Annotated in this window: 14 protein-coding genes; 8 read left to right on the top strand and 6 right to left on the bottom strand. The window is 65.6% G+C overall.

Going from position 1 to position 19,317, the window contains the following annotated elements; genetic code table 11:
* The first annotated feature begins 7 nt into the window (after positions 1 to 7).
* The 4 genes from B4383_RS17180 (at position 8) to nudC (ending at position 8,502) form a co-directional block, all read left to right on the top strand.
* Complete coding sequence (locus B4383_RS17180) at positions 8 to 3,184, top strand: ATP-dependent DNA helicase (RefSeq protein ID WP_078292265.1); 3,177 nt, start codon at positions 8 to 10, stop codon at positions 3,182 to 3,184.
* Positions 3,181 to 6,399 carry an ATP-dependent DNA helicase gene (locus tag B4383_RS17175; protein ID WP_078292263.1) on the top strand — a complete coding sequence of 1,073 codons (3,219 nt, stop codon included), beginning with the start codon at positions 3,181 to 3,183 and terminating at the stop codon, positions 6,397 to 6,399. The genes B4383_RS17180 and B4383_RS17175 overlap by 4 nt, the downstream gene beginning before the upstream one ends.
* Positions 6,400 to 6,503: 104 nt before the next feature.
* Positions 6,504 to 7,589, top strand: coding sequence for a potassium channel protein (locus B4383_RS17170; protein ID WP_078292261.1), 1,086 nt, complete (start codon positions 6,504 to 6,506; stop codon positions 7,587 to 7,589).
* Between the two features lies 1 nt (position 7,590).
* The gene (nudC, locus tag B4383_RS17165; RefSeq protein WP_078292258.1) at positions 7,591 to 8,502 is read left to right on the top strand and encodes an NAD(+) diphosphatase; all 912 of its coding nucleotides are present in this window, start codon (positions 7,591 to 7,593) and stop codon (positions 8,500 to 8,502) included.
* Here nudC and B4383_RS17160 read toward each other — a convergent pair.
* A complete protein-coding gene (locus B4383_RS17160) occupies positions 8,499 to 8,795 on the bottom strand; it encodes a mycoredoxin (protein WP_078292256.1) in 297 nt (98 codons plus the stop codon). The two genes, nudC and B4383_RS17160, sit on opposite strands and share 4 nt — an antisense overlap.
* Positions 8,796 to 8,895: 100 nt before the next feature.
* Between B4383_RS17160 and B4383_RS17155 the strand changes: the two genes are divergently transcribed.
* The 4 genes from B4383_RS17155 to B4383_RS17140 all read left to right on the top strand — a co-directional run bounded on the left by B4383_RS17155 (position 8,896) and on the right by B4383_RS17140 (position 12,673).
* Entirely contained in the window at positions 8,896 to 10,965 is a 2,070-nt protein-coding gene (locus B4383_RS17155) for an ATP-dependent DNA helicase UvrD2 (RefSeq protein ID WP_078292253.1), read from the top strand.
* Positions 10,966 to 11,020: 55 nt separating this feature from the next.
* Entirely contained in the window at positions 11,021 to 11,845 is an 825-nt protein-coding gene (locus B4383_RS17150) for a dienelactone hydrolase family protein (RefSeq protein ID WP_078292250.1), read from the top strand.
* Positions 11,846 to 12,013: 168 nt separating this feature from the next.
* Positions 12,014 to 12,220 carry a hypothetical protein gene (locus B4383_RS17145; RefSeq protein ID WP_078292248.1) on the top strand — a complete coding sequence of 69 codons (207 nt, stop codon included), beginning with the start codon at positions 12,014 to 12,016 and terminating at the stop codon, positions 12,218 to 12,220.
* A gap of 168 nt (positions 12,221 to 12,388) precedes the next feature.
* Positions 12,389 to 12,673 (top strand): WhiB family transcriptional regulator, encoded by a 285-nt coding sequence (locus B4383_RS17140; RefSeq protein WP_078292245.1) that lies wholly within the window; start codon positions 12,389 to 12,391, stop codon positions 12,671 to 12,673.
* Positions 12,674 to 12,746: 73 nt separating this feature from the next.
* Here the strand turns inward: B4383_RS17140 and B4383_RS17135 are convergent, their stop codons facing one another.
* From B4383_RS17135 to B4383_RS17115, 5 genes are all read right to left on the bottom strand, one after another.
* Positions 12,747 to 14,099, bottom strand: coding sequence for an AarF/UbiB family protein (locus tag B4383_RS17135; protein WP_078292243.1), 1,353 nt, complete (start codon positions 14,097 to 14,099; stop codon positions 12,747 to 12,749).
* A gap of 52 nt (positions 14,100 to 14,151) precedes the next feature.
* The gene (locus tag B4383_RS17130) at positions 14,152 to 15,483 is read right to left on the bottom strand and encodes an AarF/UbiB family protein (protein ID WP_078292240.1); all 1,332 of its coding nucleotides are present in this window, start codon (positions 15,481 to 15,483) and stop codon (positions 14,152 to 14,154) included.
* 58 nt (positions 15,484 to 15,541) lie between these two features.
* Positions 15,542 to 16,891 (bottom strand): AarF/UbiB family protein, encoded by a 1,350-nt coding sequence (locus tag B4383_RS17125; protein WP_078292238.1) that lies wholly within the window; start codon positions 16,889 to 16,891, stop codon positions 15,542 to 15,544.
* Between the two features lie 49 nt (positions 16,892 to 16,940).
* Positions 16,941 to 17,819, bottom strand: coding sequence for a hypothetical protein (locus tag B4383_RS17120; protein WP_078292376.1), 879 nt, complete (start codon positions 17,817 to 17,819; stop codon positions 16,941 to 16,943).
* A 90-nt stretch (positions 17,820 to 17,909) separates the two neighbouring features.
* A complete protein-coding gene (locus tag B4383_RS17115) occupies positions 17,910 to 19,274 on the bottom strand; it encodes a zinc-dependent metalloprotease (RefSeq protein ID WP_078292236.1) in 1,365 nt (454 codons plus the stop codon).
* Between the last annotated feature and the right edge of the window lie 43 nt (positions 19,275 to 19,317).

The following is a 19,317-nucleotide window of genomic DNA, read 5'->3' as shown; positions in this document are numbered from 1 at the left end:
TCTGCATATGCCGACGCCGACCGCTTCGACCCGATCCTGGGACGGCGCCGCGGCAGATCTGCTGGCCCCGGACCGGCAGGGCCGGTTCGTGGTGGTCGGCGGTAGCGGTACCGGGAAGACGAGCCTGCTGGTCGACATTGTGGCCGCACGAATTGCCGCAGGCGCGAGTCCGGAATCCGTTCTCGTGCTCACCGGTTCCGCCCGGGCGAGCGTCGAACTGCGTAGCCGGATCTCGGCCGCGGTGTTCGAGCGCAACGGGTCCATCGCCATCCGTGAACCCATGGTTCGTACCGTGCACTCCTATGCCTTCGCCGTGCTCGCCGCCCACGCGGCTCGCCAGGGCAATCCGCCGCCGCGCTTGATCACTGCTGCCGAGCAGGACAGCATTGTGCGGGAGTTGTTGTGCGGCAATGCTGAGGACAACAGTGGCTCCTGGCCCGCTTCGCTGCGGCCCGCGTTGACGACGGCCGGTTTCGCGACCGATGTTCGAGATCTCATGGCGCGTTGCACCGAGCGCGGTGTGGACGCCAAGGAGCTTCGCGCGATCGGGCGACGGCACAATCGACCGGAATGGGTCGCGGTCGCCGACCTCGCCCGGCAGTACGAGGAGGTCATGCTGCTGCGGTCGGCGGTGGGCATGGCCGCTCCGCAGGCCACGGTGCCGGCACTCGGCGCCGCCGAGCTGGTCGGATCGGCGCTGGAGACCTTCGCTGTCGAGCCGGCAATTCTTGCCGCGGAACGTGCCCGCATCGGCCTTCTGCTCGTCGACGATTCCCAGCACCTTGATCCGCAGGCGGCGCTCATGGTGCGGCTGCTCGCGGGGGGTGCCTCGTTGTCGGTGTTCACGGGTGATCCCAACCAAACCGTGTTCGGGTTCCGTGGTGCCGACGCCCAGCTGTTGCAGACCGGTACTGACGGCGGGGACACGACGATCGCGCTCGACAGTTCGTACCGGTGCGCCGCGCCGGTCGCCGAACTTGCGAACGCGGTCGCGGGGCGGTTACCCGGAAGCTCGCCTGCGCGCACGATCGCGGGGCCAGAGAACTCGTTGGCCGCCGTACGTCTTGCCGCCGTGCCCACCGAAACCGCAGAGGCGTCACTGGTTGTCGACCTGCTGCGGCGGTCTCACCTGACCGACGGTGTGCCGTGGTCTCAGATGGCGGTCATCGTCAGGTCGGTACCCCGCAGTGGTGCGGCTCTTCGGCGCGCGCTGCAGTCGGCGGGTGTGCCCGTACATGCGGAGTCGTATGACGGTCCTGTTGCCGCCGTTCCCGCCGTGCACGCGCTACTGCTGGCGGTCTGCGCCGCACAAGGCAGACTGAACGACGAGGATGCGGTGACACTGGTGACGGGCCCGATCGGGCGGGTGGATCCGGTGGCGCTCCGGCGGTTACGACGCCAGTTGCTGCGCGCCGAGGAAGCGCGGGGCACGGGCGGAAACAGTGCTGAGCTGTTGCGTGCGGTTCTTGTCGATGCCGATGACACGCAGCTCGCCGCGCTCACCGACATCCAGGCTGCGCCGCTGCGGCGCGTGCGGGCAGTGATTGCCTCGGCACGCGAGTCCGTCGCTTCCGGGGCCAGTGTTCTCGACGTGCTGTGGGCCGCGTGGACCCGGTCGGGTCTGCAGCGACGTTGGGACGGGTTGTCTCAACGCGGAGGTCCGCTGGGCGCTCAAGCGGATCGGGACCTCGACGCGGTGTCCGCACTGTTCGACCTGGCATCCGAACATGTGGCGCGCACTCCGGGTATCGGCGTGATGGGATTGATCGACCACATCCGGTCGCTGGCGCTCGCCGGTCAGCGCTCGACTGGTGAGCCTGATGCTGTCTCCATCGTCAGCGCACACGCTGCCGTAGGCCGCCAGTGGGACGTCGTGGCGATCCCCGGTGTGCAGGAGGGGCTATGGCCCAACACGGCCGTGCGGGGCGGGGTGCTGCGCACCCAGGAACTGATGGATGTGCTGGCAGGCATCGACCATGTCGCGCATGTCGACGGGTCGGCGGTGGCGCTGGCCGAGGAACGCCGGCTGCTGCTACTCGCCGTGGGCAGGGCCGCGCGCCGCGTTCTCGTTACCGCCGTCGACAACGAAAACGCCGATATAGGTGGCGGTCCCGCGATGGCTTCGCGCTTCCTGGCCGAACTCATGGGGGCGCATCCGGAATGGGTGATGCCGGACCGCCGTCCGGGAACACCGGAGTCTCGGGCATTGACCGTTGCGAACCTCGTCGGCGAGCTGCGCGCCGTCGTCACCGCGTCCGCCTGCACGGTGAGTGAGGGCCGCCGGCGCGCCGCCGCCGCCCGACAACTTGCCCGGCTCGCCGACGCCGGTGTCCCCGGTGCGGATCCCGAATCCTGGTACGGGCTTGCCGACATCAGTAGTGAGGACCCGCTGTGGCATGCCGAGGATGGTCCGGTGCGCTTGTCGCCGTCGAACGTCGAGACGCTCATGGCTTGCCCGCTGCGCTGGCTGTTGGAACGGCACGGCGGCACCGACCTCACGGACCCGCGCCGGGCGCTCGGAACATTGGTGCATGCGCTTGTGGGCGAGCACTCCGCAGATGCCGAAACGATGCGCCGGGAACTCGACAAGGCTTGGGAATCACTGCCATTTGAGTCACGGTGGTATGCGCGTAACGAACTTCAGAGGCAGCATGAACTGCTGGAGGCGTTCACCACGTGGCGCGTGGCGACGCGCGGTGAGCTTACTGAAGTAGGCCGAGAGATTGGCGTCGACGGAATGCTCACGCATGCGGGCCATCCGCAGGTGCGGCTGGTCGGCCGCATTGACCGGCTGGAACGGGATGCCGAGGGGCGCGCCGTCGTCATCGATATCAAGACCGGGAAGAGTCCCGCCACCAAAGACGATGCGCAACAACACGCTCAGCTGGCCACATATCAGGTCGCCGCTGCCGAAGGGCTCATCGTCGGCCAGCCCGCGGGTGAGCCGGGCGGTGGCCGTCTGGTGTATGTCGCGAAACCGAATCTCGATGACGGTGCCACTCAGCGTTACCAGGATTCATTGACCCCCGCCGCTCAGGAGACTTGGCGCGAAACCATTCACACCGCCGCGGCCAATACGCAGGGCCCGATGTTCATTGCGCGGGTCAACGACGGGTGCGGACACTGCCCGCTGCGGGCATGCTGCCCCGCACAGGCTGATGGGCAGGCGGTGTGCCAGTCATGAGCGCATACTCCCCATCCGAACTATCCAGGGCACTTGGGCTTTTCGAGCCCACCGATGAGCAAGCCGCCGTGATCGGGGCTCCACCCGGTCCGATGGTGGTGATCGCGGGTGCCGGTGCGGGCAAGACGGAGACGATGGCCGCCCGGGTGGTGTGGCTGGTGGCCAACGGATACGCCACCCCCGGCCAGGTGCTTGGGTTGACGTTTACCCGCAAGGCCGCGGGCCAATTGTTGCGCCGGGTCAGGTCGCGGCTCGCTCGGCTGGCGGGAAGCGGCATCATGGCGCCCGTCACGGCCGATGAAGCCGATCCGGTGATCGCCACGTACCACGCCTATGCCGGTACCTTGCTGCGCGAGCACGGATTGCTGCTGCCCATGGAGCCGAATGCGCGCCTGCTGACCGAAACGCAGTTGTGGCAGCTGGCGTTCCGATTGGTCTGCGATTTCGATGGGGATCTGGATACCGAGAAGACGCCCGGGGCGGTCACCGCCCAGGTGCTCGCACTCGCGGGTCAGCTGTCTGAGCATCTGGTGGATACCAGCGATCTGCTGTCCTCACATGACGAGCTGGAACAGCTGATTCATACCCTGCCGCCGGGTCCCTATCAGCGGGAGGGCCGGCCGAGTGCGTGGTTGTTGCGTCTGGTCGAGACGCAGTGTGAGCGAGCGCAGCTCGTCGCGATCGTGGAACAGCTGATGACGCAGATGCGTGCTCGCGGTGTTCTCGATTTTGGAGCGCAAATGTCGCTGTCGGCTCGTCTGGCCGCCGACCACGCCGTCGTCGGACAAACTCAGCGGGATCGGTACCGCGTGGTGTTGCTCGACGAGTACCAGGACACGGGGCATGCCCAACGCATCTTGCTGTCGTCGTTGTTCGGTCGGGGCGTCGACCCCTCGCTGGCGTTGACCGCTGTGGGTGATCCGATCCAGTCCATCTACGGCTGGCGCGGCGCGTCGGCGACGAATTTGCCCCGTTTCACCACCGATTTCCCGCTGGCGGACGGATCACCGGCGCCGACAAGGGAACTGCGCACCAGCTGGCGTAACCCACCCGAGGCTCTGCATCTGGCCAATGCCGTGTCCGAGGAAGCACGGCGGCGTTCGGTGGCGGTCCGGCCGCTACGTCCCCGGCCGGACGCTACCTCCGGCAACATCGCCTGCGCGCTGTTCGGCGATATCGTCGCCGAACGAGAATGGGTCGCAAAGAAACTGGCCTCGGTGTACGAGGACGCACGTCGTGACGGGAACCGTCCGCCGTCATCGGCGGTGCTGGTAAGGCGTAATAGCGATGCCGCCCCCATGGCTGAGGTCCTTGCCGCGCAAGGTGTTCCGGTCGAAGTGGTCGGATTGACGGGTCTGCTCGGGCTCCCGGAGGTCGCCGATACGGTGGCGATGCTGCGTCTCGTCGCGGACCCGACCGCAGGTCCGGCCGCCTTGCGTGTGTTGACCGGTCCGAGATGGCGCCTTGGAGCCCACGACCTGGCGGTGCTGTGGCGACGAGCGACAGGATTCGGTCGGGTCGGCACCGACGTGGTGGGGGAGCACGCGGATATTCCGTGTCTGGCCGATGCCGTCAGCGATCCCGGTGCGCCCGAGCAGTATTCGCCGGAGGGCTGGAATCGCCTGACAGCGCTGCGCCGCGAACTATCCGCGTTGCGCGCTCGGCTTGGGATGCCGCTCACCGACCTGATCTCCGAGGTGCAGCGCGTGTTGGCGCTCGATGTCGAGCTCTTCGCCGGTCGCCGTACAGGCGGTCTGGAGCAGCTGCGCGCGTTCACCGATGTCGCCGCCGGTTTCGCGGAGGCCGCCGACCAGAGCGACCCGGTTGGGGTGATCGCCGCGTTTCTGCAGTATCTAGACGCGGCGTGGGAGGTCGAAAAGGGTTTCACGCCGGTGGAAGTCGCGACCAGCCCGGGACGGGTACAGATTCTGACTGTGCATTCGGCCAAGGGGCTGGAATGGGATGTGGTCGCTGTCCCGCATCTGAGTGCCGGAGTGTTCCCGTCGGGTGTGGCCGCGCCGACCTGGCTGACGAGCGCCACCGAGCTGCCGCCGTTGGTGCGCGGGGATCGCGCCACCTTGGGGGATCGTTTCGGCGTCCCTCAGCTGGACACCGAGGGCATTACGAACCGTAAACAGCTCTCCGATGCCATCGCACGGCACAAGGACAGCCTGTCCACCCGGCGGATCGACGAGGAGCGCCGACTGCTGTATGTGGCAGTGACCCGATCAGCCGAGCAGCTCTTTGTCTCGGGACATCATTGGGGCCAGACCGGACTCAAGCCCAAGGGACCGTCCGATTTTCTGGTCGAGTTGCGTGATGTCATCGAAAACGCGGCCGCCGAAGGCATTCCATGTGGAACCGTCGAGGAGTGGGCCCCCGCGCCCGTGGCGGGGGAGCGCAATCCGATGCTCGACCAGACCGTCGAAACGCAATGGCCCGCAGACCCACTCGCGGGCCGGCGCGGCGAGATCGAAGCGGGAGCGCAGCTGGTCCGGGAAGCGCGCGCCGGCACAGCACCGCTGGTCCAGGACGAAGACGAGGATCACGATGGATGGGCCGCCGATGTCGACGCGCTGCTGCGTGAGCGAGAGCAAGCCAATCGCCGTCCGGAAATTACTCTGCCTCAACATCTGTCGGTGACGAGCCTCGTCGAGCTGCGCCAGGACCCGCAGGCGCTGGCACGCCGGCTGATGCGCCCGCGCCCGACACGTCCAGATCTTGAAGCGCGCCGTGGCACCGCATTCCACTCCTGGGTGCAACGTCACTACGGGTCGGTACGCCTCATCGATTTCGACGATCTTCCTGGTGACGGATACGGGGAGTTCGAGGACGCCGAGGATCTGGCAGCGCTGCAATCGGCGTTCCTTGCCTCGCAGTGGGCGGACAGAACCCCCGCCGAGATCGAGGTGCCGTTCGAGATTTCCGTCGCCGGGACCATTGTCCGGGGCCGGATCGACGCGGTGTTCGGATCTCGCGACGGCACCTGGATCGTCGTGGACTGGAAGACTGGTCACGAGCCTTCGGGTGTTGAGATGGAAGCCGCCGCCCTGCAGCTGGCCGCGTACCGGCACGCATGGGCGGCGTTACAGGGCATCGATCCCGCACGGGTGAGCGCGGTGTTCCACTATGTGCGCTCGGGGCGCACGGTAGCCCCCGCCGAACTACCCGAGCTGCCACAGGCAAGCGAGTTCGCGGGGCTGACTGGGGATTGAGATTCGGCCAAACTTCGGCGCCAACTCACTAGCCAACGCGAATCACGGGCGCCATGTGAGTAGATTGACACCCGTGCAACCGCTGACTCGGACGCGATCGGCATATGGCCGGTAAGTTTCGCCAGCGGTTTCGTGGCATTGACCAGGCGCTGACCGCACAGCCAGATCACGCTCTCGTCGGTGTTCTGCGTATCCCCGAAAATGCGGCCAGCCCGTGGCGAGCCATCGGAAAACGCATCCTCATCGCGGTAGGCACGCTCTTCGCTGCCGTACTGGTGGTGTACGCGGATCGCAGCGGTTACCGCGACGTCGCATCCACCCCAGAGGAGAGCGATCCGCTCAGCTTCTTGGATTGCTTCTACTACGCCACCGTTTCGCTCTCCACTACCGGCTACGGGGATATCACCCCGTACACCGAGGGCGCGCGGCTGGTGAACATCCTGGTGATCACACCGCTGCGGCTGCTGTTCCTGATCGTTCTGGTCGGTACCACGGTGGAAGCGCTCACCGAACGTTCGCGTCAAGCACTGAAGATCCAGCGATGGAGGGCCCGCGTGCGCAACCACACTGTTGTCGTCGGATACGGCACCAAGGGGAAGACCGCCGTTCAGGCGATGCTCTCGGATGGCGCCGCCCCGGCCGAGATCGTGGTCGTCGACGAAGACCAGATGGCCCTGGATGCCGCTGCCGCCTCTGACCTGGTGACCGTGCGCGGCAGCGCCACCAAATCGGACGTGCTGCGGCTCGCGGGTGTGCAACACGCGAAGTCGATCATCGTGGCTGCCAACCGGGATGACACCTCGGTGCTGGTCACGCTGACGGCACGTGAGCTGGCCCCCAACGCCAAGATCGTCGCCGCGATCCGCGAGGCAGAGAACGTCCACCTGCTGCGCCAGTCGGGCGCCGACTCGGTGGTGGTGTCCTCGGAAACGGCGGGACGGCTGCTGGGCATCGCCACCTCGACGCCGCGTGTCGTCGAGATGATCGAGGATCTGTTGACCCCCGAGGCGGGGTTCGCGATCGCCGAACGCGAGGTGGAGCGTAGCGAGGTCGGTGGTTCACCGCGTCATCTCTCGGACATCGTCCTTGGTGTGGTGCGCGATGGCACTCTGCACCGGGTGGATGCACCCGAGGTCGATTCCATCGAGGCATCCGATCGCCTGTTGTACGTCCGCAACGCCGGAGCCTGATATGACCTTCCGCCTTCGCAACGTCCCCTTGCTCTCGCGCGTTGGGCTGGATCGTGCCGACGAATTGCGTTCCAATCCTGAGGAATTGGCCAAGGGTTGGGCCGAGGCGGGGCTGATCACGCTGGATGTCCGTGGCCGCGTGAACATTGTCGACGGGCGGGTGGTTCTCGAAGACGCGGCACGTGTCGGCGACGGGCCGCCAGAGCATGCCGTGTTCCTGGGACGTATCCCGGGTGGTCGCCATGTGTGGGCCGTGCGCGCCGAACTGGATGATGACAGCGCACCGCTACTGGACCTGCGTCGCTCCGGCGAGTTGTTCGATGACATCAGTGCGGCTCTGTTGGCCACGGCAATGGCGATGCTTGCCTGGCATGACAGCGCCGGCTACAGCCCCGTCGACGGATCACCCACCACCCCCGCCAAAGGCGGTTGGGTTCGGGTGAACTCGACCACCGGGCAAGAAGAATTTCCGCGTACCGATCCGGCCGTCATCTGCCTGGTGCACGACGGTGCTGATCGTGCGGTGCTCGGCCGTCAGAAGTTCTGGCCCGAGCGGATGTTCTCGCTGCTGGCCGGATTCGTCGAGGCGGGAGAATCTCTGGAGGCGTGCGTCGCCCGAGAGATCGCCGAGGAAGTGGGCCTCACCGTCACCGATGTGCAGTACCTAGGCAGCCAGCCGTGGCCGTTCCCGCGATCGATCATGTTGGGGTTCCACGCCGTAGGCGACCCGTCGCAGCCCTTCTCCTTCAACGACGGTGAAATCGCCGAGGCCGACTGGTTCACGCGCGATGAGGTACGTGCCGCACTCGAACTGGGCGATTGGACCACAGCGTCCGACTCCCGGCTGATGCTGCCCGGGTCGATTTCCATCGCCCGGGAGATCGTGGAGTCCTGGGCCTACGCCAAGGACTAGTCCCCCACAAGTGGGAGGTTCCCCCAGCCGAGCTTGGCCTTGACCTGTGCCAGCGAGGGATTGGTCAGCGCGCTGCCGTCCGGGAACTTCACGGTCGGCACGGTCTGGTTCCCGCCGTTGACGTTCGCGACGTAGTCGGCCGCGGCCGGGTCCTGTTCGATGTCCACCTTGGTGTACTCGATACCCGCGCCCTTGAGCTGCGTCTCGAGTCGACGGCAATAGCCGCACCAGGTGGTGCTGTACATGATGAGACTGGAGTCGCTCGCTGTAGTCACATCGGCATTCAACGTCATACCCCTCTGGGGTGTTCCGTTGGGGGGCATGTGAGGTGTCTCAATGCCGAGAACGGGGCCAGCGGCCGGTGTTGTCGGCGGTTGCTGCGAAGATGGCCAGGTGGCGCGTTCTCTCCTCGATGGTCTCGACGACGAGCAGCGCGCTGCTGTCACCGCGCCGCGAGGCCCTGTCTGCGTGCTCGCCGGGGCGGGGACCGGCAAGACACGCACCATCACCCACCGCATCGCGCACCTGGTCGAATCCGGTCATGTCGCTCCCGGCCAGATCCTCGCGGTCACCTTCACCCAGCGAGCGGCGGGCGAGATGCGTGGACGGCTGCGTGATCTCGGTGTCGGATCCGCGCAGGCCGTCACGTTCCACGCCGCGGGCTTGCGGCAGCTGCGGTATTTCTGGCCGCAGCTGGTCGGGGATACACGTTGGGAGCTGATCGACAGCAAGTTCACCATCGTCGCTCAGGCCGCGAACCGCGCCAAGCTGAGCACCAGCACCGATACCGTGCGCGACCTCGCCGGTGAAATCGAATGGGCCAAGGCCTCTTTGATCAGCCCCGAGGCCTATCCGGCCGCCGCCGCGAAATTCACGCGAGATACGCCGGTCCCGCCCGAACAGGTCGCCAAGGTCTACGCGGGTTACGAGAAACTCAAGGCCCGGCCAGACGGGGCCACCCTGCTCGATTTCGATGATCTGCTGCTGCACACCGCAGCCGCTATCGAGAACTCGGCGTCCGTGGCCGAGGAATTCCGGGACCGTTACCGCTGTTTCGTGGTCGACGAATACCAGGACGTCACGCCGCTGCAGCAGCGGGTACTCGATGCATGGCTCGGTCCCCGCGACGACCTGACCGTTGTCGGCGACGCCAACCAGACCATCTATTCCTTCACCGGGGCCACCCCGCAGTATCTGCTCGGCTTCTCCCGCCGGTTCCCCGAGGCGGCTGTGGTTCGGCTGGAACGTGACTATCGCTCGACCCCACAGGTGGTCTCGCTCGCCAACCGGGTGATCGCGGCCGCGCAAGGAAGGGTGGCGGGCAGCAAGCTGCAACTTATCGGTCAACGGCCGGAGGGCCCAGCTCCCAGGTTCTCCGAGCATGACGACGAGGCGGCGGAGGCCAAGTCAGTCGCGAAATCCATTGTTGCACTGATCGAATCCGGAACTCCGGCATCGGAGATCGCGGTGCTGTACCGGATCAATGCGCAATCGGAGGTGTACGAGGAGGCGCTTACCGAGGCGGGCGTACCGTTTCAGGTTCGCGGTGGCGAGGGGTTCTTCACCCGGCAAGAGGTGCGTCAGGCGCTGGTGGCCCTGCAACGTGCTGTCGACCGTGAAAGTGCGGGCATCCCTGTGCCGCAACAAGTTCGGGATATTCTCGAACCGCTGGGATTGTCCGCCGAGGAGCCACACGGCACCCAGGCCCGCGAGCGATGGGAATCGCTGCGGGCCCTGGTCGAGCTCGCCGAGGAGGAATGCGCCCGCCTGCCGGAGCTGGATCTGCCGGGTCTGGTTCGCGAGCTCCGGGTACGGGCCGAGGCGCGCCACCCACCGACGGTGCAGGGTGTGACCCTGGCCTCGCTGCATGCGGCGAAAGGGCTCGAATGGGATGCGGTGTTCCTGGTGGGGCTGGCCGACGGCACGCTACCCATTTCGCATGCCTTGTCACGTGCCGGGGATATTGAACCGGTTGAGGAGGAGCGGCGCCTGCTCTACGTCGGAATCACCCGCGCGCGTGTGCATCTGAACCTGAGCTGGGCGCTCGCGCGGGCCGCGGGCGGCCGCAAGACGCGTAAACACTCTCGGTTCCTTAATGGGGTCGCTCCCACCGCGCAAGTTTCCGCCACGATGGCGCCACGGCGCCGGGGTAGTGGCGCACGCTGCCGAATCTGCAATGCCGCGCTCAACACTCCGGCGGCAGTGCTGCTGCGGCGCTGCGAGAGCTGCCCGTCCGATATTGACGAGGAACTCCTTGTTGCACTGAAGGATTGGCGGCTCAAGACGGCCAAGGAGATGAAGGTGCCGGCGTTCGTCGTCTTCACCGATAACACTTTGATCGCCATCGCCGAACTGCTTCCCGGTGACGACGCCGCGCTCGTGGCCATTCCCGGGATCGGTGCGCGCAAGCTGGAGCAGTATGGCCCCGACGTGCTGCGTTTGGTGCGCGCCAGAACTTCGTAATCCCTTGTTCAACACGTGTCTAGCGCGGAGCGCGATCTCGTCCTAGGCTCGCCCCATGGCCGACGATGACCTCCGCGATTTCGAAGCAGGCACCTTCACTCACGAGGGTGAGACCAAGATCGTGTTGAGAAAGGGCAGCGGACCGGCGGTGATCGTCATCGCCGAGATGCCGGGGATAACGCCCAAGGTCGCCAACTTCGCGCGCAAGGTCGCCGATATCGGGTGTACCGCGGTCATGCCGCACCTATTCGGGAATCCGGGGCAGAACACGGACCCCCGGGAAGAGGGTTGGTTGCGCACTGCCACCTACATGGCGACCTCGATGTTCCGCGGCTGTGTGAGCCGCGAGTTCACGGTGCTGGCGACGGGAAAGAGCTCGCCCGTGGTGGCGTGGCTGCGCGCGCTCGCCCAGAACGAGCACGAGCGCAATGGCGGTCCCGGTGTGGGTGCCATCGGAATGTGTTTCACCGGGGGATATGCGCTGGCGATGGCCGCCGACGACCGGCTGCTTGCACCCGTGTTGTCTCAGCCGTCGCTGCCCTTCGGGCTCAGCAAGAAGGCGCGGCACAACATCGATATCTCTCCGGCAGACCTGCAGAAGGTCAAGCACCGCTGCGAGCACGACGGGCTCAAGGTGCTCGGCATGCGCTTCACCACCGACAAGTTGGTGCCTGCCGAGCGGTTCCAGTTCCTCAGGGAGGAACTGGGGGATGGGTTCATTGCCATCGAGTTGCCCGGCGACGTCGCCAACCCCAATTCGCCGATGCCGGCACATTCGGTGGTCACGGAACATCTCATCGACGAGCCCGGTCAGCCGACGCGTGCGGCCCTCGATCAGGTATTGGATCTCTTCCGTTCGCGACTACTCGCGTCTGTTTAGAAGGCGATCCCGGGGAAAGATGCCAGTTCGACAAAACTGGTCTTGAAGTATCGCCGCAGGTCAAAAATAACTTGTCAACCGATAGATGACCTTTTACTCTGGGCGTCAGGAATTCGTGAGAATTCCAAATCAGACCTGTTCACGTGTGAGTAGACGGAAGGAGGAGCGATGAATACACCCACCAATTACGGCGACACCTTGTGGCGTGATGCCCATGGTGCGTTTGTCGTATTGCCGATCGCTCCGCCGTCGCTCCTGACGCATGTCGCCGCTGCCAAGCCGGCGGCCCAGAGCATGTCGGCCGTCGGCATTAAGCACCGCGCCGTCGTCGCCGCAGCTACGAATGTCGCGTCCGTGAATAGGGGATACATCTAGGTAGCCCTAAGAACCGCCTCCCAGGCCACGGACCCGACACACCGGGATCCGTGGCCACTTTTGTTTGAGCCTCAACCTCAAACGTGGTTCCGGATCTCGATCGATAAGACACCGATACGAGACCAGCAGTTTTACAAGGAACCGAAGAGGAAGCAGGTGAACGGACACATGATGACCGTCGAAACGGAGGCCCGAAGGCGTGTCCTGCCGTGCCACGCAGCGGATGCGGACCTGTGGTTCGCGGAGAGCCCCGCTGACCTGGAGCGGGCCAAGACGCTATGCGCGGACTGCCCGATCCAGTCGCAGTGCCTGGCCGCTGCGCTGGACCGCGCAGAGCCCTGGGGTGTGTGGGGTGGCGAGATCCTGGAGCAGGGTGCCGTCGTGGCGCGTAAGCGTCCGCGTGGTCGCCCGCGCAAGAACCCGCTGCCGGCAGCAGATCCCGCCGCGGCATGACCCGGGATGTCGCGAATGTCGTCGGGCCAGACAACCAATGCTCCCCATCGCCATGTGGCGGTGGGGAGCGTTGTTATCCGGACGACTTCGCGTGTGGTTCGAAAAACCCTGGCATCCATTCTTCGGCGATCGCCGCGTAGTTCACATGCGTACCGAGTTGCACGAGCACCCCGATCATTCCGCCGAGCGTGCGCAGCAGCATGACGTAGCCCGGCGGCACCGTCATTTGACGCGCCAGCTTGAATCGTTCGGTGAAGCCCTCGTCCAGAAGATCGGTGGACGCCACCGCGGCCTGCTGGAACCACTCACGGGTGAAATGGAATTCGCCCGAGCGCAGCGGATCGACATAAGGCCATAGCGGCCTGATGTAATCCATCACCTGGACCCCGGACAGCTGGACCTCCGGCGGCATGAATCCGAGCTGCTTGATAAGCCGGATCACCTCTTCCCACTGCTCATCTCGGGCCCAGCACAACACCTCACCGAACTCCGGCGGAATACCGCCGGGGTGCTCGGAGACCGCGCCGAAATCGATGATGCCGAAACGTCCGTCGGGCAGCAGCATGAAGTTGCCAGGATGCGGGTCGGCGTGCACCAGGCCCACCTTTTCCGGTGACTTCACGGTGAATTCGAGCATCAGGGCGCCGGCGGAGTCCCGCTCCTCACGGGTGCCCTCCGAGATGATCTTCGAGAGTCGCCGCCCCTCCATCCACTCGGCGATGATCACCTTGGGCGCGCTGGCGACCACTGCGGGTACGAAGAACTTCGGATCATCGGCGAAGGCCTTGGCGAACGCGCGCTGGTTCGACGCCTCCTGGCGGTAGTCCAGTTCGGCCTCGATGCGGTCGCTGATCTCGGCCACCAGCCTGTCGATATCTGCTTTGGGCGCAATCTGTTTGGCCAGCGGCGTCATCCGCTGGATCAGCTTGAGATCCGCGCGCAGCGCATCGTCGGCACCGGGGTACTGGATCTTGACGGCCACCTCGCGGCCGTCCTTCCAGATCCCCTTGTGCACCTGGCCGATGCTCGCGGAGGCGACGGGTGTGTCGTCGAAGGACTGGAAGCGTTCGCGCCATTTGGTGCCGAGCTGCGCGTCGAGCACGCGATGCACCTTTGCCGCGGGCAGTGGCGGGGCCTCGCTCTGCAGTTTGACCAGGGCTTCGCGGAACGGATCGGCGAACTGCGGCGGTATCGCCGCCTCCATCACCGACAGGGCCTGGCCCACTTTCATGGCGCCGCCCTTGAGCTCCCCGAGCACGTTGAACAGCTCGTCGGCCGCCTTCTCCAGGAGTTCGGCGTTGACGTCGTCTGCGGAGGTTCCGGTCAACCGTTTGCCAACCCCGAGGACGGCGCGCCCGGCCATGCCTGCGGGCAGGCTTGCCAGTTTGGTCATTCGGCTGAGTCCGCCGCGGCGAATATCTGCCATGTCACCTCATATCGTTCAGTGTGGCGTCGTTGCCCTCACGTCTTCACGGATGCTAGCTGGCGGTGACGGGCTCGTCCTCACGAAAACCGGGAACCCAGTCGCCAATGATTCGCGCGTACGGGACCGTCGCGTCGAGCTGGGCCAGAATGCCGGACAGGCTGCCGAGCACCCGGAACATCATCAGATAGACGGGCGGCATGTCCAGATGCCGGCCGGTCTGGAACTGGGCGCCGCGCACGTCGCTGGATTTGGCGGCCACTCGCTGCATCCATTTCCGGGTGAAGTGGAATTCGTCGGACTTCAGCGGATCGATGAACGGCTTGAGGTACTCGTCGATCTCCTCCGGTGACACATCGGTACGCGGCGGGATGAATCCTTCCTCGCGCATGAGGGGAATGAGCTCATCCCAGATCCCGTCCCGCTCCAGCCGCCAGATGGGCCCCAGGTTGGGAGGGAACCCGCCCTCATGGGTGGCAACGGCACCGAAGTCCATGACGCCGAGGCGCCCATCCGGCAGCAGCATGAAGTTTCCGGGGTGAGTGTCGGCGTGCAGCAGTCCGCACCGGTAGGGGGAGCTGACGGTGAATTTCAGGAGCAGGCGTCCACATGCGTTGCGCTCGTCTTCTGTTCCGCTGCTGATGATTTCGGCGAGCTTGCGGCCTTGCATCCACTCGCTGATGACGACCTTGGGGGCAGAGGCAACCACCGGTGACACGTAGAACTCGGGGTCGTCCTTGAAGGCCTTGGCGAAGGCCCGTTGGTTGGTGGCCTCGATGCGGTAGTCGAGCTCTTCCTCGGTGCGTTCGATCAGCTCGTCGATGATGCTTTTGACGTCCGCTCCAGGCACGATCTGTTTGAACAACGATGCCAGCCGCTGCATGGTCTTGAGATCGGAGCGGACGGCATCATCGGCGCCCGGGTACTGGACCTTGACCGCCACGACGCGTCCATCGCTCCAGATGGCCTTGTGCACCTGGCCGATGCTGGCGGAGGCGACGGGTGTGTCGTCGAAGGACTGGAAGCGTTCACGCCACTTCGTGCCCAGCTGCGCATCGAGGACGCGATGGACCTTGTCGGCGGGCAGCGGCGGGGCATCGCTCTGCAGCTTCGTCAAGGCGTCGCGAAAGGGCTCGGCGAAGGCGGGCGGAATCGCGGCCTCGAACACCGATAGGGCCTGTCCGAGTTTCATCGCGGCGCCCTTGAGTTCGCCCAGCACCTGGAACAGCTGCTCGGCGGCCTTCTCCATCATCTCGGCGTTGACCTCGTCCTTGGACTTGCCGGTCAGACGTTTCCCGACGCCCAGGGCGGCGCGACCGGCAATGCCGGCCGGCAGGGATGCGAGTTTTGCGGCGCGCGCGGCGCGGCCACGACGGATCTCAGCCATGCGTTACATCATGCCGGAGGGCGAAGCGAGTCTGACAACGCAGGATTTCTTTTTACGCCTACGTGGCGGCCGGCGCCTTGCTGTCCTCGTGGAAACCCGGCACCCACTTGTCGATGATGGCCGCGTAATCCACCGGGGCGTCGAGCTGTGCCGCGATGCCGATGAGGCCGCCCAGGACCCGGAAGAACATCAGGTAGTTGGGCGGCAGGTTCATCTGTCGGCTGGTCTTGAACGACTCGAGGAACTCCTCGCTGCGGAAATCGGTGGCCTTGGCGGTGAGCCGTTGCAGCCATTTGCGGCTGAAGTGGAAGGTTTCGTGGTTGAGCGGCTCGATGTAGGGCTCAAGGTAAGAGTTGACCTCCTCATGAGAGACGGACGTCGCACTCGGTGGGATGAAGCCCTCCGAACGCAGCACCTCGGTCAGCTCTTCCCACTTCTCGTCACGGGCCAGACGCAGGATCGGTCCGAAACCGGCCGGGAGGCCACCCTCGTGGGCGGCGCAGGCGCCGAAGTCCATGACGCCGAACCGGCCGTCCTCCAACAGCATGAAGTTTCCGGGGTGGGTGTCGGCGTGCAGCAGTCCGCACCGGTACGGCGAGCTGATGCTGAACTCGAGGAGGAAATGCGCGCAATTGCTGCGCTCTTCCTCGGTGCCCTTGGCGATGATCTCCGAGAGTTTCCGGCCCTGCATCCACTCGGTGATGATCACCTTGGGGGAGGAGGCCACGACCGATGGCACGTGGAACTCGGGGTCGTCCTTGAAGGCTTTGGCGAAGGTGCGCTGGTTGGTGGCCTCGATGCGGTAGTCGAGTTCTTCTTCGGTGCGCTCGATGAGTTCGTCGACGATGGCCTTGATATCGGCGCCGGGGGCCACCTGTTTGAACAATGACGAGAGCCGCTGAATGGTCTTGAGGTCTGAGCGGACGGCTTCGTCGGCGCCCGGGTACTGCACCTTGACCGCGACGGCGCGGCCGTCCTTCCAGATGGCCTTGTGCACCTGGCCGATGCTGGCGGAGGCGACGGGTGTGTCGTCGAAGGACTGGAAGCGTTCGCGCCACTTCGTGCCCAGCTGCGCATCGAGGACGCGGTGGACCTTGTCGGCGGGCAGCGGCGGGGCATCGCTCTGCAGCTTGGTCAGTGCTTCCCGGTAGGGCTCCCCGAACTCGGGGGGAATTGCGGCTTCCATCACCGAGAGCATCTGGCCGATCTTCATGGCCGCGCCCTTGAGTTCGCCGAGCACCTGGAATAGCTGTTCGGCGGCCTTCTCGACGAGTTCGGCGTTCACTTCGTCTTTGGATTTCCCGGCGATCCGTTTACCCACACCGAGTGCGGCGCGGCCCGCGATCCCGGCCGGAAGCGATGCGAGTTTTGCGGCGCGTGCGGCGCGGCCACGACGAATTTCTGCCATGCGCACATCATGCCCGCTCGTGATGAAGTTAACAAAAAGTGGGTCTTCGTCAATTTCCGGTGAAGTAGGCGCCGCACCGGCACAGCGGGTGCGCGGTCCAGTGTCGGGCGGTCAGCGCGTGCGTGGACAGGTCGAGTTCGAGTGTCGCGTTGAGCGTTATCAGCGGTCCCGGTGTCTGCCCGCGGATGGCCGAGAGCACCCGATCGATCTGCGCCAGCGCCACCGCCACGGTGCCCAAGATCGTGGCCGGCGCGGCGACGCCAACGGCTCCGGTGAGTTGGGCGGCGACCGCGGGCCACTGTTCATCACGGTCACGCCGATGCCGGTCGGCGCATTCCAGACAGCTGGTGATGCCGGGCAGAACCATGGGCCCGATGAGTCCGGTGCCATCGCGCGCTCGGACGGACAGGTGTGGCACCTCGGCGTCGGCAAGTATCCGCAGTAACCGGGTATCGGCGATCAGATCATCGGCGAGCACCGCTAAATCGACATGTTGCCAAGACTTTTCGTGCGCCGATTGGGTTGAGCGCTGGATGCGTGCCGATGTATGCTGAAGTGCTTCGGTGAGGGCGTCGGAAAGCGGACCGCGGCCGACGAGCCGGATCACCGGTGATGCGGCCGCAATGGATCGGGTTCGGCGGATGACGGCGCCGGCGTCGACCAACTCGTCCAGCAGTGAGCGAACGTCCTCTGCATCGTGAAAGTCCTTGACGCACTGAAGGTTGAGAATCTGACCCCAGGTGAGTTCGTCGGTCAGGGAGTTCAGCAGCTGCCGTACTGCGACGGCTGGCGCGGCCGCCGAGGGGCGCACGATCACGGCGTGACGCGGCATCCAACCGATCTGGACCCCGTTGTCCGGCCGTGGCAGGACTGGACGCGCCGGGTCGAGGGTGAATGTCGGCTCGCTGGACATGGCCCACTGTGGCATATCCAGCATGCGCGGCAGGCGGGCGAAACCCGTTTATCCACAGCCCGATTCAGTCGCTGACCAGCGCCGAACGGGTATGCGTGAGATTTCTCAGTCTTCTCGGTTTTCGGGGTTGCCCGGATCGAGCTTCTCGATCTGTGCGATCGGGTCATCAGCGGCGTCGGTGTCGCCGCCGATGATGCGATCGATGAATGCGGCCGGGTTGTCCAGGTCGCTGGCATCGGGGATCAGATCGGGGTGTGCCCAGATCGCGTCGCGCTTGTCCGTGCCGACGGCATCGGTGAGTCTGCGCCACAGCTCTGCCGCCTCGCGCAGCTTGCGTGGCCGCAGCTCCAGGCCCACCAGGGTGCTGAAGGTCTGCTCGGCCGGGCCGCCCGTCGCGCGCCGGCGTCGCAATGTCTCGCTGAGGGCCGCGGTCGCCGGGATGCGTTCGCCGAGCGCGTCGGTCACCACGGTTTGTACCCAGCCCTCGACGAGAGCGAGCAGGGTTTCCAGGCGTTCCAGGGCCTGCTCCTGCTGCGGTGTGGTCTTCGGCTCGAAAATGCCTTGGGACAGAATCTGTTCCATATCGGACGGATCGCCCAGCGAGGCGGGGTTGAAGCCGCGTGCGGCCTCCTCGATGGCGTTCATGTCGATCGAGATGCCCTTGGCGTATTGCTCGACGGTGTCCATCAGCCGGATGGTCAGCCAGCCGACGCCACTGAACAAGCGGTGATGCGCGGCTTCCCGAGCGGCCAGGAAGGTCATGATTTCACTCTTGGACTGCTCGAGGCCCTCCGAAAACGCTTCGATGGCAGCCGGAAGGAGAGCCGCGGTGCCTTTGGGGCCCAACGGCAATCCGATATCCGTGGAGGTCAACACCTCTCGGGACAGCTGTCCGAGGGCCTGGCCGAGCTGTGATCCGAAGGCCATGCCGCCCATTTGGGTCATCATGCCCAGCAGTGGACCGGCCATGCCCTGGGCCTCTTCCGGCAGGTTCGCCGCCCACATACCCGAAATCTGTTCGGCGACAGGATCGACGAGCCGCTTCCAGTTTTCCAGGGTGTGGTCCACCCAGTCCGTCGCGGTCCAGGCCGCGGTTCGGGTGGCGCCGGCGGGCAAGGCGGTGGCTCCGTCGAGCCAGGTGTCGGCAAGGTGCACCGCATCGGTGATGGCCGATGTGGTGCTCTCGGTGATGGGGGCCACGAAACCGATTGAGCTCGATGCCAGTTGCCGGGCGATGTCGTAGTTGACCGGGCCCGCGGGCTGACCGCTGGCCGCGCCGGCTGCAGCGCCGCTGAACATCTGGCCCAGCTGGGTGAAGATCTGGCCGAGATCGGCGGGATTGAATCCACCAGATCCGAAGCCGAACGGGTCTGCACCCGGCGATCCCGAGCCGGACCCCGGTCGCGCGTCGTCGCCCCGCTCACGGTCGGGGTCGTCGCCAGCAGCGAATCCAAAGGGAAGGTCGGCCATATCTCCACGGTACCGCTGGTAGGGGTGGCCGGATCACGCTGAC

It is taken from the genome of Mycobacterium sp. D16R24 (genome assembly GCF_002013385.1).
In the GTDB taxonomy this organism is placed as follows: Bacteria; Actinomycetota; Actinomycetes; order Mycobacteriales; family Mycobacteriaceae; genus Mycobacterium.
The sequence above is the reverse complement of the archived record's forward strand: the minus strand, read 5'-3'. Positions and strand labels throughout refer to the sequence as shown.

Bases quoted from the DNA above. Each gene is read 5' to 3' on its own strand.
- B4383_RS17180 (WP_078292265.1), top strand. From the start codon at position 8: ATGCCGACGCCGACCGCTTCGACCCGATCCTGGGACGGCGCCGCGGCA.
- B4383_RS17175 (WP_078292263.1), top strand. From the start codon at position 3,181: ATGAGCGCATACTCCCCATCCGAACTATCCAGGGCACTTGGGCTTTTC.
- B4383_RS17170 (WP_078292261.1), top strand. From the start codon at position 6,504: ATGGCCGGTAAGTTTCGCCAGCGGTTTCGTGGCATTGACCAGGCGCTG.
- nudC (WP_078292258.1), top strand. From the start codon at position 7,591: ATGACCTTCCGCCTTCGCAACGTCCCCTTGCTCTCGCGCGTTGGGCTG.
- B4383_RS17160 (WP_078292256.1), bottom strand. From the start codon at position 8,795: ATGACGTTGAATGCCGATGTGACTACAGCGAGCGACTCCAGTCTCATC.
- B4383_RS17150 (WP_078292250.1), top strand. From the start codon at position 11,021: ATGGCCGACGATGACCTCCGCGATTTCGAAGCAGGCACCTTCACTCAC.
- B4383_RS17145 (WP_078292248.1), top strand. From the start codon at position 12,014: ATGAATACACCCACCAATTACGGCGACACCTTGTGGCGTGATGCCCAT.
- B4383_RS17140 (WP_078292245.1), top strand. From the start codon at position 12,389: ATGATGACCGTCGAAACGGAGGCCCGAAGGCGTGTCCTGCCGTGCCAC.
- B4383_RS17135 (WP_078292243.1), bottom strand. From the start codon at position 14,099: ATGGCAGATATTCGCCGCGGCGGACTCAGCCGAATGACCAAACTGGCA.
- B4383_RS17130 (WP_078292240.1), bottom strand. From the start codon at position 15,483: ATGGCTGAGATCCGTCGTGGCCGCGCCGCGCGCGCCGCAAAACTCGCA.
- B4383_RS17125 (WP_078292238.1), bottom strand. From the start codon at position 16,891: ATGGCAGAAATTCGTCGTGGCCGCGCCGCACGCGCCGCAAAACTCGCA.
- B4383_RS17120 (WP_078292376.1), bottom strand. From the start codon at position 17,819: ATGCCACAGTGGGCCATGTCCAGCGAGCCGACATTCACCCTCGACCCG.
- B4383_RS17115 (WP_078292236.1), bottom strand. From the start codon at position 19,274: ATGGCCGACCTTCCCTTTGGATTCGCTGCTGGCGACGACCCCGACCGT.